Annotated in this window: 12 protein-coding genes; 9 read left to right on the forward strand and 3 right to left on the reverse strand. The window is 71.3% G+C overall.

The genetic code is table 11. The features are described from left to right. The first annotated feature begins 12 nt into the window (after positions 1 to 12). From ACFU97_RS41370 to ACFU97_RS41395, 6 genes are all read left to right on the forward strand, one after another. On the forward strand, positions 13 to 1629 hold the full coding sequence (locus ACFU97_RS41370; protein ID WP_384267168.1) for an L-lactate permease: 1617 nt from the start codon (positions 13 to 15) through the stop codon (positions 1627 to 1629). Positions 1630 to 1778: 149 nt separating this feature from the next. Beyond that, positions 1779 to 3143, forward strand: a complete 1365-nt coding sequence (locus ACFU97_RS41375; protein ID WP_384267170.1) for a phosphomannomutase/phosphoglucomutase — start codon at positions 1779 to 1781, stop codon at positions 3141 to 3143. 164 nt (positions 3144 to 3307) lie between these two features. After that, the gene (locus tag ACFU97_RS41380; RefSeq protein ID WP_384267173.1) at positions 3308 to 3478 is read left to right on the forward strand and encodes a Trm112 family protein; all 171 of its coding nucleotides are present in this window, start codon (positions 3308 to 3310) and stop codon (positions 3476 to 3478) included. 98 nt (positions 3479 to 3576) lie between these two features. Beyond that, a complete protein-coding gene (locus tag ACFU97_RS41385; RefSeq protein WP_384267175.1) occupies positions 3577 to 4707 on the forward strand; it encodes an SIS domain-containing protein in 1131 nt (376 codons plus the stop codon). 127 nt (positions 4708 to 4834) lie between these two features. Further along, positions 4835 to 5986: a mannose-6-phosphate isomerase, class I gene (gene manA, locus ACFU97_RS41390; RefSeq protein WP_384267178.1), complete on the forward strand. Its 1152-nt coding sequence runs from the start codon at positions 4835 to 4837 to the stop codon at positions 5984 to 5986. 133 nt (positions 5987 to 6119) lie between these two features. Continuing rightward, positions 6120 to 7100: a cation diffusion facilitator family transporter gene (locus ACFU97_RS41395; protein WP_384267181.1), complete on the forward strand. Its 981-nt coding sequence runs from the start codon at positions 6120 to 6122 to the stop codon at positions 7098 to 7100. A gap of 54 nt (positions 7101 to 7154) precedes the next feature. Here the strand turns inward: ACFU97_RS41395 and lepB are convergent, their stop codons facing one another. Together lepB and ACFU97_RS41405 are read right to left on the reverse strand one after the other, a co-directional pair. Next, positions 7155 to 7823 carry a signal peptidase I gene (gene lepB, locus ACFU97_RS41400; RefSeq protein WP_384267183.1) on the reverse strand — a complete coding sequence of 223 codons (669 nt, stop codon included), beginning with the start codon at positions 7821 to 7823 and terminating at the stop codon, positions 7155 to 7157. 109 nt (positions 7824 to 7932) lie between these two features. Next, on the reverse strand, positions 7933 to 10143 hold the full coding sequence (locus tag ACFU97_RS41405) for a fructose-specific PTS transporter subunit EIIC (RefSeq protein ID WP_384267186.1): 2211 nt from the start codon (positions 10141 to 10143) through the stop codon (positions 7933 to 7935). Between the two features lie 471 nt (positions 10144 to 10614). Between ACFU97_RS41405 and ahcY the strand changes: the two genes are divergently transcribed. Both ahcY and ACFU97_RS41415 read left to right on the forward strand, forming a co-directional pair. Further along, positions 10615 to 12072, forward strand: coding sequence for an adenosylhomocysteinase (gene ahcY, locus ACFU97_RS41410; RefSeq protein ID WP_384267188.1), 1458 nt, complete (start codon positions 10615 to 10617; stop codon positions 12070 to 12072). A 150-nt stretch (positions 12073 to 12222) separates the two neighbouring features. Then, positions 12223 to 12837, forward strand: a complete 615-nt coding sequence (locus tag ACFU97_RS41415) for a hypothetical protein (RefSeq protein ID WP_384267191.1) — start codon at positions 12223 to 12225, stop codon at positions 12835 to 12837. A 40-nt stretch (positions 12838 to 12877) separates the two neighbouring features. Here ACFU97_RS41415 and ACFU97_RS41420 read toward each other — a convergent pair whose 3' ends face one another. Continuing rightward, entirely contained in the window at positions 12878 to 13900 is a 1023-nt protein-coding gene (locus ACFU97_RS41420) for an RDD family protein (protein WP_384267193.1), read from the reverse strand. A gap of 129 nt (positions 13901 to 14029) precedes the next feature. Here ACFU97_RS41420 and ACFU97_RS41425 point away from each other — a divergent pair, with 129 nt between their 5' ends. After that, positions 14030 to 15037, forward strand: coding sequence for a stage II sporulation protein M (locus tag ACFU97_RS41425; protein ID WP_384267196.1), 1008 nt, complete (start codon positions 14030 to 14032; stop codon positions 15035 to 15037). Positions 15038 to 15431: the final 394 nt, after the last annotated feature.

Genomic DNA, 15431 nt, shown 5'->3' on the forward strand with positions numbered 1-15431 from the left:
GGGGAGGCGCCTGTGTACGTCCAGGAACTGGAACCCGTCGCCGACTCGCTCGGCCTGTCCGCGCTCGTCGCGGCCCTGCCCCTGCTGATCGTCCTGGTCCTGCTCGGCGGGGTGCGCATGAAGGCGCACCTGGCGGGCCTGACGGGGCTTGTGGCGGCCGTTCTGGTCGCCTGGCTCGCGTACGGCATGCCGCTCGACCAGACGGTCTCCAGCGCCGCCCAGGGGGCCGTGTTCGGCCTCTTCCCCATCCTGTGGATCGTCGTCAACGCCCTGTGGGTGTACCGGATGACCGTCCGCACCCGTCACTTCGACATCCTGCGGCGCTCCTTCGGGCGGCTGTCCGACGATCCGCGCATCCAGGCGCTCGTGGTCGCGTTCTGCTTCGGCGCGCTCCTGGAGGCCCTCGCGGGATTCGGTGCGCCGGTCGCGATCTGCTCGGTGATGCTCGTCGCGCTCGGCTTCGACCCGGTGCGCGCGGCCGTGGTCTCCCTGGTGGCCAACACCGCGCCGGTGGCCTTCGGCGCCATGGCCACACCGGTGGTGACGCTCGCTCAGGTGACGGGGCTGCCGCTGGACGACGTGGCCTCCGTGGTGGGCCGTCAGACACCGCTGCTCGCCCTCGTCGTACCACTCGTGCTGGTCTGGCTGGTGGACGGCCGGCGCGGTCTGCGGGAGACCTGGGTGCCCGCCCTGGTGTGCGGAGTCGCCTTCGCCGTCGTCCAGTTCGCGGCCTCCAACTACGTCTCCCCGCAACTCGCCGACATCGGCGCCGCCTTGGCCGGCGCGGGCGCCCTGGTCGCCGTACCGCACGCGCGCGTGCCCGCCACCGAGTCGGTACGCGCGTCCGTGCTGACCGGTTCGCGGGACGAGGAGCTCGACCAGGCGGACCCGCGAGGTGAAGTCCTGCGCGCCTACGCCCCTTACGCCCTGATCGTCGTCGTCTTCTCCGTCGCGCAGATCCCGGCGGTCAAGGACTGGCTGGCCCGGACGACGCAGACGTACGACTGGCCGTTCCTGGACGTCGCGGGGCCCGACGGGAAGCCCGTCGGCGGCAACGTCTTCACCTGGCCGATCGTCTCGACGGGCGGCACGCTCGTGCTGATCGCCGGCGTGCTGACGGCCGTCGTGCTCGGCATGCACGCACGCGTGGCGGCCCGCGAGTGGCTGGCGACCGTGCACGAGCTGCGGTACGCGATCCTGACGGTGACGTCCGTGCTGGCGCTCGCCTATGTCATGAACCTCTCCGGACAGGCGGGCACCATCGGCCACTTCGTGGCGGCGGCCGGTGCGGGCCTGGCGTTCCTCTCGCCGGTGCTGGGCTGGTTCGGGGTGGCGGTCTCCGGCTCCGACACCTCGTCCAACGCCCTGTTCGGGGCCCTCCAGGTGACCGCCGCGCGCGAGTCCGGCCTGTCTCCCGCGCTGCTGGCCGCCGCCAACAGCTCGGGCGGCGTCCTCGGCAAGATGATCTCTCCGCAGAATCTCACCATCGCGTGCGCGGCCGTGGGCCTCGCGGGCCGCGAGGGGGATCTGCTGCGCAAGGTGCTGCCGTGGAGCCTGGGCCTGCTGCTGATCATGTGCCTGATCGTGATGGCCCAGAGCTCGCCGGTCCTGGAGTGGATGCTGCCCTGACCCCGTCCCGCGGCCCCGGTTCTTACCCCTCCCTCACCCGGTCCTGACCTGAGGTTACGTTCGGGGACTCCACCCGGAGTGCGCACAGCGCTCGGACATCCCGTACGGGTAGTTTGGGGCGACCGACAGGACTTTCAGGAGGGTTGGCCGTGGCTGCTGATCTGTCTCGGATCGTGAAGGCGTACGACGTGCGCGGGGTGGTCCCGGACCAGTGGGACGAGGCGCTGGCCGAACTCTTCGGCGCGGCCTTCGTCCGGGTGACCGCCGCCGAGGCGATCGTCGTCGGCCACGACATGCGGCCGTCCTCGCCCGGCCTCTCGCGCGCCTTCGCGCGCGGGGCGGCCCTGCAGGGCGCCGACGTGACCGAGATCGGCCTGTGCTCGACCGACCAGCTTTACTACGCCTCGGGCGCGCTGAACCTGCCGGGTGCCATGTTCACGGCCTCGCACAACCCCGCGCAGTACAACGGCATCAAGATGTGCCGCGCGGGCGCGGCGCCGGTGGGCCAGGACACGGGCCTGACGCAGATCCGTGAACTGGCCGAAGAGTGGACGGAGTCGGGCGCTCCGCAACCGGTCGCGCGGCGGGGAACGATCACGCAGCGCGACACGTTGTCGGACTACGCGGCCCACCTCCGCTCCCTCGTCGACCTGACCTCGGTCCGCCCCCTGAAGGTCGTCGTCGACGCGGGCAACGGCATGGGCGGCCACACCGTCCCGACGGTGTTCGAGGGCCTGCCCCTGACCCTCGTCCCGATGTACTTCGAACTCGACGGCACCTTCCCCAACCACGAGGCCAACCCCCTGGACCCGGCGAACCTCGTCGACCTCCAGCAGCGGGTCCGGGAGGAGGGCGCGGACATCGGCCTCGCCTTCGACGGCGACGCGGACCGCTGCTTCGTCGTCGACGAGCACGGCGACCCGGTGTCCCCGTCCGCGATCACGGCCCTGGTGGCCGCACGCGAACTGGCGCACAACGGCGGGCAGGGTGTGGTCATCCACAACCTGATCACCTCGTGGACGGTCCCGGAGGTCGTCAGGGAGCACGGCGGCACCCCGGTCCGCACCCGCGTCGGCCACTCTTTCATCAAGGCGGAGATGGCCACCTCGGGCGCGATCTTCGGCGGCGAGCACTCGGCCCACTACTACTTCAAGGACTTCTGGAACGCCGACACGGGCATGCTCGCCGCCCTCCACGTCCTCGCCGCCCTCGGCGGCCAGGCAGGCCCGCTGTCCGCCCTCACCGCCGAGTACGACCGCTACAGCGGCTCCGGCGAGATCAACTCCACCGTCGCCGACCAGGCCGACCGCCTGGCGGCCGTCAAGGCGGCGTACGACGCCCGCGAGGACGTCACCCTCGACGAACTCGACGGCCTCACGGTCACCTCCGCCGACTGGTGGTTCAACGTCCGCCCGTCCAACACCGAACCCCTGCTGCGCCTGAACGCGGAGGCCCGCGACGAGGCCACCATGGCCAAGATCCGCGACGAGGCACTGGCGATCATCCGGGCGTGACGTCCGGCCCGCCGCGGGGGGTGTTTGCAGGGACCTCCGGGACCGGGGGCGGCCGTCCACAGGCACCGCCCCGCCGCGCCCCCCACGGCGGTACGCTGACCAGGCACATCCGCACAACCGCACGCCGCAGCAAGCGCACGCGAACCCGCTCGAAGGGACACCCCATGCCGCTCGAAGCCGCTCTCCTGGAGATCCTCGCCTGCCCGGCCTGCCACGCTCCCCTCAAGGAGCAGGAGGCCGAGCTGATCTGCACGGGCGCGGACTGCGGCCTGGCCTACCCTGTCCGCGACGGCATCCCCGTCCTGCTCGTGGACGAGGCCCGCCGCCCCGCGTGACGCCGGGCCCCACCACCCGCGCGTGACGCCCCGGGGCCACACCGGCGCCCCCGGCGACGCGCACCCGAAGACCCCCGGCGAATCGGAGGCTGCCGCCCATGCTCGACGAATCGCTGCTCGACGCCCCCGAGGCCCTCGCGGAGTCGGACCGGCGCGGCCTGCTGCGCGGCGCCGCCGAGGCCGGTGCCCGCGTCCGCACGGCCGCGCGGCACGCCGCCGAGGCAGGCGTCGGCGATCTCAAGCCCGACGGCCGCCCGCGCGCCGTCCTCATCGCGGGCCCCGGTGCCGCCGCCACCTGCGCCGCCGACCTCCTCGGCACCCTCGCCGGCCCCGGCAGCCCGGTCATCCGGCTCGCCCCCACCGGCGTCGCCCCCGCCGCGGGCGCCCTGCGCTGGGAGCTCCCGGGCTGGGCCGGCTCCGTGGACCTGCTGCTGATCACCACCCCCGACGGCACCGAGCCGGGCCTGTCCCTGCTGGCCGAGGCCGCCTACCGCCGGGGCTGCACGGTCGTCGCGGTCGCCCCCTCGGGCACCCCGCTCACGGAGGCGGTGGACGGCGCCCACGGCCTGTTCGTACCGATGGCGACGGCCCCCTACGAACCGGACGAGGAGGAGCTGGCCGCGTCCGCCCCCGGCGTCCTGTGGGCCCTGCTCACGCCGCTGCTCGCCCTCCTGGACCGCACCGGGCTGCTGAGCGCGCCGCCGGAGGCCGTCGAGAAGGTCGCCGACCGCCTCGACCACATCGCCGAACGCTGCGGTCCCGCCATCGCGACCTACAGCAACCCCGCCAAGACGCTCGCCGCCGAACTCGCCGACGCGCTGCCGGTGGTGTGGACCGAGGGCGTCTCGGCGGGCCCCGCGGGCCGCCGCTTCGCCGCCGCCCTCGCCGAGCTCTCGGGCCGCCCGGCGGTCGTCGCCGAACTCCCCGAGGCGCTCGCCGCGCACAGCGCCCTGCTGGCCGGGCCGCTCGCCGCCAGCGCCGACCCGGACGACTTCTTCCGCGACCGCGTGGACGAGGCGCCCGCGCTGCACGCGCGCGTGGTGCTGCTGCGCGACCGCCCCATCGGCGGCCTCACCGCCGCGCCCGCCGCCCGCGAGCTGGCCCTCAGCCACGACACACCGATCAGCGAACTGGAGCCGGAGCCCGGCGACGAACTGGAGACCCTCGCCGAGCTGATCGCCATCACGGATTTCGCCGCCGTTTACCTGGCGCTCGCCTCAGGGGCCTGATCTTGACGCCGACCCCCTGACCGCCGTACGCCACGCGAAGCGGAGTGCGTACGCCACCTGAGGGCAAGGCGCCGTACGCGCGAAGAAGTCGTACGCACGAAGAACCGGCAGAAAGAACCGCAACCGCATGGACCGCCTGGACAACACCATCCGCCCCTACGCCTGGGGCTCCACCACCGCCATCCCCGCCCTCCTCGGCGTCGAACCGAGCGGTGAGCCGCAGGCGGAGATGTGGATGGGCGCCCACCCGGGCGCACCCTCGCGCACCGCGCGCGGCACGCTCGTCGAGGTCGTCGACGCGGACCCGAAGAAGGAGCTCGGCCCGGCGGCCGTCGCCAAGTTCGGTCCCCGGCTGCCCTTCCTGCTCAAGATCCTCGCCGCCGGCGCCCCGCTCTCCCTCCAGGTCCACCCCGACCTGGCGCAGGCCAAGGAGGGGTACGAGGACGAGGAGCGCCGCGGCATCCCCGTGGACGCCCCGTACCGCAACTACAAGGACGCCAACCACAAGCCCGAACTGATCTGCGCGCTCACCGAGTTCGACGGGCTGTGCGGCTTCCGCGACCCGCTCCAGGCGGCCGACCTGCTGGCCGGCCTCGGCGTGGACTCCCTCAAGCCGTACGTCGACCTGCTGCAGGCCCACCCCGAGGACGCCGCCCTGCGCGAGGTCCTCACGGCGGTCCTCACCGCCGACCCCGTGGAGATGCACCGCACGGTGGCCGCGGCCGCCTCGGCGTGCAGCCGCCTGGGCGGCGCGTACGCCCCCTACGCGGACATCGCCCACCACTACCCGGGCGACCCCGGCGTCATCGCCGCCATGCTCCTCAACCATGTGCGCCTGCAGCCCGGTGAGGCCCTCTTCCTGGGCGCCGGCATCCCGCACGCGTACCTGAACGGCCTCGGCGTCGAGATCATGGCCAACTCCGACAACGTCCTGCGCTGCGGCCTGACCCCCAAGCACGTCGACGTCCCCGAACTCCTGCGCATCGTCCGCTTCGAGGCGAGCGACCCGGGCGTGCTGCGCCCGGAGGCGGCGCCGGACGGGGAGGAGGTCTACGAGACGCCGATCGACGAGTTCCGGCTGTCGCGGTACGTCCTCCCCGAGGGCGGCAGCACCCACGACCTCACCCGCGACACCCCGCAGATCCTGCTCTGCACGGCCGGTACGGTGCGGGCGGACGGGCACGAACTGCGCCCCGGCCAGTCGGTCTTCGTCCCGGCGGGCGAACAGGCCGAAGTCTCCGGAGCGGGCACGATCTTCCGTGCCACTGTGATCGTATGACCGGGGTTGTGGACACCTGACGGGCCGCTGCCGGGCCGGGCTGCAAGAATGGCCCACCGGCAAAGGACGGGCAAAGGCGGCGGGCGAGGGCCCGGCCGGCGCAGGTACGTAGGCGAAGGGACATCGCGAACACATGAGCGCGTCAGGCGGCAGCAAAGCGATCGTGGCGGCACTCGGCGCCAACCTCGCGATCGCGGCATCGAAGTTCGTGGCGTTCGCGTTCAGCGGTTCCTCGTCGATGCTCGCCGAGGGCGTCCACTCGCTCGCCGACTCCGGCAACCAGTTCCTGCTGCTGATCGGCGGCAAGAAGGCCCAGCGCGAGGCGACCCCGCAACACCCCTTCGGCTACGGCCGCGAGCGCTACATCTACGCCTTCCTGGTCTCCATCGTCCTGTTCTCGGTCGGCGGCATGTTCGCCATCTACGAGGGCTACGAGAAGATCCGCCACCCGCACGCGGTGGAGCACTGGTACTGGCCGGTGGGCGTCCTGGTCTTCGCGATCATCGCCGAGGGCTTCTCCTTCAAGACGGCCATCCAGGAGTCGAACGAACTGCGCGGCAAGCTCTCCTGGTCGCAGTTCATCCGCCGCGCCAAGGCGCCCGAGCTGCCCGTCGTCCTGCTGGAGGACTTCGGCGCGCTCATCGGTCTGGTCCTCGCGCTCGGCGGCGTCGGCCTGGCCCTGCTCACCGGCGACGGCCTGTGGGACGGCATCGGCACCGTCTGCATCGGTGTCCTGCTGGTCCTGATCGCGCTCGTCCTCGCCTCCGAGACCAAGTCCCTCCTGCTCGGCGAGTCCGCGGGCGTGGAGGAGGTCAGGAAGATCGAGGAGGCCATCGTCGACGGCGACACGGTCACCGGCATCATCCACATGCGCACGCTGCACCTCGGCCCCGAGGAGCTGCTGATCGCCGCCAAGATCGCCGTCGAGCACGACGACACGGCCGCCGAGGTCGCCTCCGCGATCAACGCCGCCGAGGCGCGGATCCGCGAGGCCGTCCCGATAGCGCGCGTCATCTACCTCGAGCCGGACATCTACAGCGAGGCGGAGGCCGCCAAGGGCCCGGACCGCGAGGCGACGCCGGGTGGCCCCGCGCCGCACCCCGCCGGTCACTGACACCGCCGCGCCGTACGGCCGAGGGGCCCGCCGATCACCCGGCGGGCCCCTTCGTCACACCTGCACGGCCCACGGTGGGGGCGGAGGCACCACGACCCGCTTGCGTACGGCCACGGCCGCGATGCCGAGCCCGAGCCCGGTCAGCGCCAGCAGCAGCCCGGCCACCGCGGCCAGTCCGAGCAGCTTGAGCCCGGTGTAGCCGTCCGTCACCCGGCCCTCGACCGCGCTCACCGGCACCGTCCCGCCGTGGTCGTCGGCGAAGAACCGCGAGTCCCTCGAGTTCGTCCGGTGATCGCCGAGCATGAAGAGCCGCCCCCTCGGCACCTTCACGTCGTACGGCCGGTGCATGCCGTCGGCGATCCCGTCCCACACGTACGGCTCGTCGAGCGGCTTGCCGTTCACCAGGAGCCGCTCGTCGTCGCCCTCCCCGGTGCAGCAGACGATGTGATCGCCGCCCACGCCGACGACGCGCTGCAGGACGGCGAGGCCCTGGTAGCGGTCCGGCGCCGTATAGAGCACCACGTCGCCCCGCCGCACCCCGGTCCCGTCCATCCGCTCGTACACCAGGTGCTGCCCCGGCGTGTAGGTCGGCGTCATGCTCTCGCTGGACACGGTCGTCCCGTGGTAGCCGGTCCACGCACTCGCGAGCGCGACGATCACCGTCACCAGTCCCAGCGGCCCCAGGACCCCCGCCCATATGCCCAGTTTCCGGGCCTTGCTCATCGCCACTCCCTCCCCACGCGGAACATCCGCGCCGCGCAGAGGCTAGCGGCCCTCTGCGAACCGCCTGTGCGGGCCCGCACCCTCGCGCGGACACGGGCCCGCCGCGCCGCTAGCGGATCTCGCCCAGCACCCCGAGGACCGCCCGCTCGTCGTCGGCCGCCGTCAGCCGCTCCCGGAACCCGGCGTCCATCAACTTCCGTGAGAGCAGCGCGAGAATCCGCAGGTGCTCGTCGCCAGCGGCGGCCTCCGGCACGGCGATCATGAAGACCAGCCGCGCCTTCGTACCGTCCATCGACTCCCACTCGACGCCTTCGTCGGAGCGCGCGAACCCGACGACCGGCGCGGTCACCGCGTCCGTCTTGGCATGCGGAATCGCGATCTCCTCGCCGAGCCCGGTGGTGCCCTGCTCCTCCCGCCGCAGCGCCGTCCGCACGAGCTCGTCCACGTCCGCCACGTCGCCGCCGCGCGCCAGCAGCTCCGCCATCTCGCGGATCGCACCCTCCTTCTCCCGCGCCCCGAGCCGCACCTTGACGGTCCGCTCGGTGAGGTAGCCGGAGAGAACGTCGGGGGTGGCGTCAGGAGAGGGGGCAGGGGAGGGACCGGAGTCGGCGTCGGCGGAGGGGCCGGACGTGGGGCCGGCGTCGGCTTCGGAGCCGGCGGACTCGGCCGGCTCGTCCTCGGCGGCCGCTCCGGTCGAGCCCGTCGCCGGCTCCGGAGCGGACAGGGGAGATCCGCCGACAGCCTGCGTCGGTACGGCAGCGGGCGCGGCGGAACCCGCCGACGACGACGCGCCTGCCCCCACCGCGACCAGCGCCGGCTCCGGAACAGCCGCACCCGCGACGGTCACCGCCGGCGCACCGCGCCGCCTGCGCTCGCCGACGTCGACCAGCGCCACCGTCGCCAGCGCGGTGACGACCGTGCCGATCACCACCGCCACGAAGAACATCGGCACGCCGCTCACCGCGCCCAGCACCGCCACGATCGGCCCGCCGTGCGGGACCGCGTCCTTCACACCCGCGACGCCCGCGACCGCACCGGCCACCGCGCCGCCGAGCATGTTGGCCGGGATGACCTGCGCGGGCCGCGCCGCCGCGAACGGGATCGCGCCCTCGGAGATGCCGAAGCACCCCATGAACAGGGACGCGAGACCGGTCTCCCGCTCCTGCTCGGTGTACAGCCGTTTGCGCACCAGCGTCGCCACACCCTGTCCCAGCGGCATGACCGGGATCGCGGCGGCGCACATCCCCATGACCGTCTGGTTGCCGGTCGCGATGAGCCCCGCGCCGAACAGGAACGCCGTCTTGTTGACCGGCCCGCCCATGTCGAACGCGATCATGAGCCCCAGGATCGCGCCGAGCAGGATCGCGCTCGTGCCGGTCATCCCGCTCAGCCAGCTGGTCAGGTGCTCGAACACCCAGGAGATCGGCTTGCCGATGACGTAGATGAAGAACATCCCGAGCGCCGTCGTCGCCACGATCGGGATCACGATGATCGGCATGATCGGCTGCACGAACTTCGGGACCTTGACCTTCTTGATCCACAGCACCAGATATCCGGCGAGGAACCCGGTCACGATCGCCCCGATGAAGCCGGCGCCCGCCTTGGAGTCGTACAGCGACCCCGTGTTCGCGATCCAGCCGCCGATCATGCCCGGTACGAGCGCGGGCCGGTCGCCGATCGCGTAGGCGATGTACCCGGAAAGGATCGGCACCATCAGCGTGAAGCCGATGACGCCGATGTTGTTCACGTCCATCCAGAAGGAGTCCTTCGGGATGACCAGGCCACCGGAGGGGTCGGTGTGCCCGCCGAGCGAGAGCGAGATGGCGATCAGCAACCCGCCGACCACCACGAACGGGATCATGTAACTGACCCCGTTCATCAGCGCCTTGTACGCGACGCTCCGCTCCCTGCCGCTGCCGCCGCCCGCCGGCGAGGCCGCCGCGGCGCCGCCGGGGTCGTGCACCGGCGCCGACCGCACCTGCTCGATCAGCCGCTCGGGGTGACGGATTCCCTCCGCGACCCCGACCTTCAGCACCCGCTTGCCCGCGAAACGGCTCAGGTCCACGTCCTTGTCCGCGGCGACGATGACGCCGTCCGCGGTGCTGACATCGTTGTCATCGAGGACGTTTTCAGCCCCGATGGATCCTTGCGTCTCCACCTTCATCTCGATGCCGCGGCTCTCGGCTGCCTGCGCGAGCTTCTCCGCGGCCATGTACGTGTGTGCGATGCCGGTCGGGCAAGCGGTCACCGCGAGCAGCTTCAACTGCTTCCGCTCGGTGCCGCCGTTGCCCGTGGGGGGAGGGCCGGCCGGACTGGTCACGTCGATCTCCTAACACCTTCGTCGTGCGGAACGCCGTCCCGGACGCCCGCAGGAACGATCAGGGGTTCCCGATCTCCGAGGCATCCTGCATCACCTGACGCTCCCCGCAAAGATGCGGAAGTCCCAGTTCATACGGTTCTGCGGGCACCTGTTCCCCCGTTCGTAGGTGTCCTGTTATCGCGCCCCGGAACCTCCGCGGCCCGCACCCGCCGTCCACGGTGATCGGCGGGATGCGTTCGGAGGTGGACTGGGGGAGGCCGGGCCGACCGGTGTAGCTTGGATGGGAGCCAGACGTCGCTGCTGATGGCGGTCGGGCGGTCCCACCGCGGACCGGCCGAGGGAGAGAGGGCCTCCGACGGACTGCGCTGCGCGTACGCGGGCATGCCCAGTGTCCTCTTCGGGCACCCCTGTGTCCGCCGCCGCGCAGAACAGCCGTACCCACCTCGCCCCAACCCCGAGGAGCAGCTCGCAATGACGACTGTCGACAACCGACAGGACTTCAAGGTCGCCGATCTCTCGCTGGCCGAGTTCGGCCGCAAGGAGATCACCCTCGCCGAGCACGAGATGCCCGGCCTGATGTCGATCCGCAAGGAGTACGCCGAGGCCCAGCCGCTGGCCGGCGCCCGCATCACCGGCTCCCTGCACATGACCGTGCAGACCGCCGTCCTCATCGAGACGCTGGCCGCCCTGGGCGCGCAGGTCCGCTGGGCGTCCTGCAACATCTTCTCCACCCAGGACCACGCGGCCGCCGCCATCGCCGTCGGCCCGAACGGCACGCCCGACAACCCCCAGGGCATCCCGGTCTTCGCCTGGAAGGGCGAGACCCTGGAGGAGTACTGGTGGTGCACCGAGCAGGCGCTGACCTGGCCGGGCACCGCCACCGGCGGCCCGAACATGATCCTCGACGACGGCGGTGACGCCACCCTCCTCGTCCACAAGGGCGTCGAGTACGAGAAGGACGGCAAGGTCCCCTCCGTCGACACCGCCGAGTCCGACGAGCACCGCGTCGTCCTCGAGCTCCTGCACCGCACCATCACGGACGGCTCGCAGAAGTGGACCCAGCTCGCCTCGGAGATCCGCGGTGTGACCGAGGAGACCACCACCGGCGTGCACCGTCTGTACGAGATGCAGCGCGACGGCGTCCTGCTCTTCCCGGCGATCAACGTGAACGACGCCGTCACCAAGTCGAAGTTCGACAACAAGTACGGCTGCCGCCACTCCCTGATCGACGGCATCAACCGCGCCACCGACGTCCTCATCGGCGGCAAGACCGCGGTCGTCTGCGGCTACGGCGACGTGGGCAAGGGCTGTGCGGAGTCCTTGCGCGGACAGGGCGCCCGCGTGATCATCACCGAGATCGACCCGATCTGCGCGCTGCAGGCGGCGATGGACGGCTATCAGGTCACAACGCTCGACGAGGTCATCGACAAGGCCGACATCTTCGTCACCACGACCGGCAACAAGGACATCATCATGGCCTCCGACATGGCCAAGATGAAGCACCAGGCCATCGTCGGGAACATCGGCCACTTCGACAACGAGATCGACATGGCCGGCCTCGCCAAGATCCCCGGCATCGTCAAGGACGAGGTCAAGCCCCAGGTGCACACCTGGACCTTCCCCGAGGGCAAGGTGCTCATCGTCCTGTCCGAGGGCCGCCTGCTGAACCTGGGCAACGCCACCGGTCACCCGTCGTTCGTGATGTCCAACTCCTTCGCGGACCAGACCCTGGCCCAGATCGAGCTGTTCACCAAGCCCGACGAGTACCCGACCGACGTCTACGTGCTGCCCAAGCACCTCGACGAGAAGGTCGCCCGCCTCCACCTGGACTCGCTCGGCGTGAAGCTGACCACGCTGCGCCCCGAGCAGGCCGCGTACATCGGCGTACAGGTCGAGGGTCCGTACAAGTCGGACCACTACCGCTACTGAGCGGCTCGGCTCAGCCCGCGGTGAGCGCGTCGGTGCGCTGACGCGCTCACCAGCAGCAGTTCCTCCGAGGCAGGCCCCCGCACCCCCGTGCCGGGGGCCTGCCCCTTTGGCCGCTGCGGCCGGACCGCCCCGTCAAGACCCAGGACCCCCATGCCCCGCGGCCGTTATTCGCTCCACGATCCGCACGATCACACCCCCCTCGCAGAAGAGCACTTCCACTGTGCCCCCGGCCCTTCCGGCTGGCGCTACGTCTCCCAGCTGACCGCCCCGTCGGGCGACCGCGTCGGCTCCGTCGACCTCGCCCTCGACGACCTCGGCCGGCCCATCCGCCTCGAACTGCACGCCATGGACTGGCAGGTCCGCGGCGCCGCCCTCGACGGCGTCACCTGGGTCCGTACCGACCCGACCGGGGCTCATGCCACCGAAGGCAATGTGCGCGCCCACGCCTTCACCGGCACATCCCCCGCGTTCCTCGTCGCCACCGCCCGTCTCCTGCGCCTCACCCCCTCCGCCGCGGCAACCCGCGTACGCCTCGTCTGCTTCACGGACCCCGTCCTCGCCCCGCGCACCGTGGACCAGTCCTGGGCCTTGGTCGACAGAGAAGCACACGCCACTGACAACGCCCCTCTGACCGTGGACGAATACCAGGTCACAGCCCTGGACACGGGTGAACAGCACGCGGTGCACATCGCCGGCGACGTGGTCCTCGCGGCACCCGGAATCGAGCTGGAAGACCTCGAATCACCGCCGTCCGCGTTCGCCTGAGCCAGGCCGGCCAGCCGGCCGGCCGACCGAGGTCTCCGGGCTACGCGGGCGGAACGAACCCGGTCGACTCGGCGGTGCCGCGCTCTCCGTCGGAGGACGGGGAGGGCGCGACGGGCGTGACAGACGGGGCGGACGTCGGTACGTCCTGGGAAACGGCCGGGACCGCCTGTCCGACCTGAGCCGTCTGCCCAACATGAGTGGCCGGCGCCGCCGCCGGAGCAGACCAAGTGGGAGGCCCGTAGGAACCCGGCTCACCCGCCGGCCGCACGGCACCAGCAGGCTGCCCACCGGCAGCCGGACCCACAGCCGCCGGACCGTTCGCCAAGGCCCGCCGCACCTCCCTGGCCTGCCGCTCCTGCATCACGGCGGCCAGATACGGCGCCGGCGGAATGCCCTGCGGAACCGGCGTCCCCGTACGAGCCGCGAGATCCGAGGCGAGCCGCTCCGCCATGGCCCAGCCCACCTGCGGATCCAGCTGCTGCATCCGCGTCAGGTACTGACGAATGGCGAGCCACAGACCGTCGGGAACCGCGGACAGATCGAGCTGCGAGAACTTCCCGGCCAGCCAGGGAGGCGGAGGAGGCAGAAAGCCCGTCCGCGCGACCGGAATCCGTTCCCGGACGACGAGGGTCCCCGCGAACACGTCACCGAGCCGCCGGCCGCGAGCCGACACGAGCGACGCGATGCAGGCGATGACGCCGAACGTCATCAGGATCTCGACAACACCGATCCCACCCCGCACCAGCGCATGCCGGAACCGGATCGGCCCGCCGTCGTCCCGCACCACCCGTAGCCCGCACGCCATCTTGCCGAGAGACCGCCCATGGCTGAGCGTCTCGACCGCGATGGGCCCGCCCACCAGCACCAGCACGAAACTCGCGATCGACACCGCGATCTGCGCCGCGTCGTCCAGCGAAGCCGTGGAGGCGACGAGACCGATGGTCAGCACGATGTAGACGACCATGGCCGCGGCCAGATCGAGCAACACCGCGAGCGCCCTGCTGGGCAGTCTCGCCGGGCGCAACTCCAGCGCCACCGCCTCGCCCGTCACCAGCTCGCTCACGCCCGTCGTCCTTCCCCTGGCCTGCCCCTTGAACGGTCAGTCTGCCAAGCTGAGGGCGCATCGCGCCCCAGTACGACAAGCTGATTCCACGACGCGCCGCCGACGAACAGCCGAGGAGCAGGCAGACCGATGGACCTCGACGTCTTCGTCACCACGCACCGAGCCCAGTGGGACCGCCTGGACGCGCTCCTCAAGCGCCAGCGCCGCCTCAGCGGAGCGGAGGCCGACGAACTCGTCGCGCTCTACCAGCGAACGGCCACGCATCTCTCGCTGATCCAGTCCAGCGCCCCCGACCCTCAGCTGACCGGACGCCTCAGCCAGCTCGTGGCACGCGCGCGTAGTGCGGTCACAGGAACCCGACGGGCCTCTTGGCGCGATGTCACACGGTTCCTGACACACGGCTTCCCCGCCGCGGTCTACCGGTCACGCCGCTGGTGGGTGCCCACCGCACTCCTGTCCACGGCCGTCTCCATCGCGCTGGGCTGGTGGATAGGTACGCACCCCGAGGTGCAGGCCACCATCGCCGCCCCCAGCGAACTACGCGAACTCACCCGCCCCGGCGGCCAGTACGAGACGTACTACTCGAGCCACCCGGCGGCGTCCTTCGCCGCTCAGGTCTGGACGAACAACGCGTGGGCCGCCGCCCAGTGCCTGATCCTGGGCGTCTTCCTCGGTCTGCCGGTTCTCTGGATCCTCTTCGAGAACATGCTCAACCTCGGGGTCGGCTTCGGCCTGATGTCCTCGGCCGGCCGACTCGACACCTTCCTCGGCCTGGTCCTTCCGCACGGTCTGCTCGAACTGACCGCCGTCTTCGTTGCCGCCGGCACCGGACTCCGCCTCGGCTGGACTCTCATAGATCCGGGCCCACGGTCTCGGCGCACGGCGCTCGCCGAGGAGGGCCGCGCGGCCATCGGCATGGCGATCGGCCTCGCACTCGTCCTCTTCGTCTCCGGCGCCATCGAAGGCTTCGTCACCCCGTCCGGCCTGCCCACTTGGGCCCGCATAGGCATCGGCGTCACGGCGGAGGCCGCCTTCCTCGCCTACGTCTTCGTCCTGGGCGGCCGAGCGGCCCGAGCCGGTGAGACGGGCGACGTCGAGGCCGCCGAGCGCAGCGCCACCGTGCCGACGGCCGCCTGATGTGCGTGCACACCTGCTGAGCTGTTAGTCTCTTCTTCGCCCCGCAGGAGCCGTTGACACGGCGCCAACGGGGAGGTAGATTCGAACAGTTGCCTGGAACTGGGTTTGACGACCGGTCGGCAGCAGTGAGTGTCTGTCAGCTTCTCGGAAACTTCGATTCCCAAGAAGCCCCTCCCGATCAAATCGGAAATCAACGGCCGGTCAGTCCGGCTCGAAACTTCTGATAAAGTCGGGTCTGCCGGAAAGGGAAACGCGAAAGCGGAAACCTGGAAAGCACCGAGGAAATCGGATCGGAAAAAGATCTGATAGAGTCGGAAACACCGAAGGGAAGCGCCCGGAGGAAAGCCCGAGAGGGTGAGTACGAAGGAAGCGTCCGTTCCTTGAGAACTCAACA

Source organism: Streptomyces sp. NPDC057616 (genome assembly GCF_042800575.1).
Lineage (GTDB): Bacteria > Actinomycetota > Actinomycetes > Streptomycetales > Streptomycetaceae > Streptomyces.

Coding starts and splice junctions, on each gene's coding strand:
- ahcY (WP_384267188.1), top strand. CDS start 10,615: ATGACGACTGTCGACAACCGACAGGACTTCAAGGTCGCCGATCTCTCG.
- manA (WP_384267178.1), top strand. CDS start 4,835: ATGGACCGCCTGGACAACACCATCCGCCCCTACGCCTGGGGCTCCACC.
- ACFU97_RS41425 (WP_384267196.1), top strand. CDS start 14,030: ATGGACCTCGACGTCTTCGTCACCACGCACCGAGCCCAGTGGGACCGC.
- ACFU97_RS41395 (WP_384267181.1), top strand. CDS start 6,120: ATGAGCGCGTCAGGCGGCAGCAAAGCGATCGTGGCGGCACTCGGCGCC.
- ACFU97_RS41385 (WP_384267175.1), top strand. CDS start 3,577: ATGCTCGACGAATCGCTGCTCGACGCCCCCGAGGCCCTCGCGGAGTCG.
- ACFU97_RS41415 (WP_384267191.1), top strand. CDS start 12,223: ATGCCCCGCGGCCGTTATTCGCTCCACGATCCGCACGATCACACCCCC.
- lepB (WP_384267183.1), bottom strand. CDS start 7,823: ATGAGCAAGGCCCGGAAACTGGGCATATGGGCGGGGGTCCTGGGGCCG.
- ACFU97_RS41380 (WP_384267173.1), top strand. CDS start 3,308: ATGCCGCTCGAAGCCGCTCTCCTGGAGATCCTCGCCTGCCCGGCCTGC.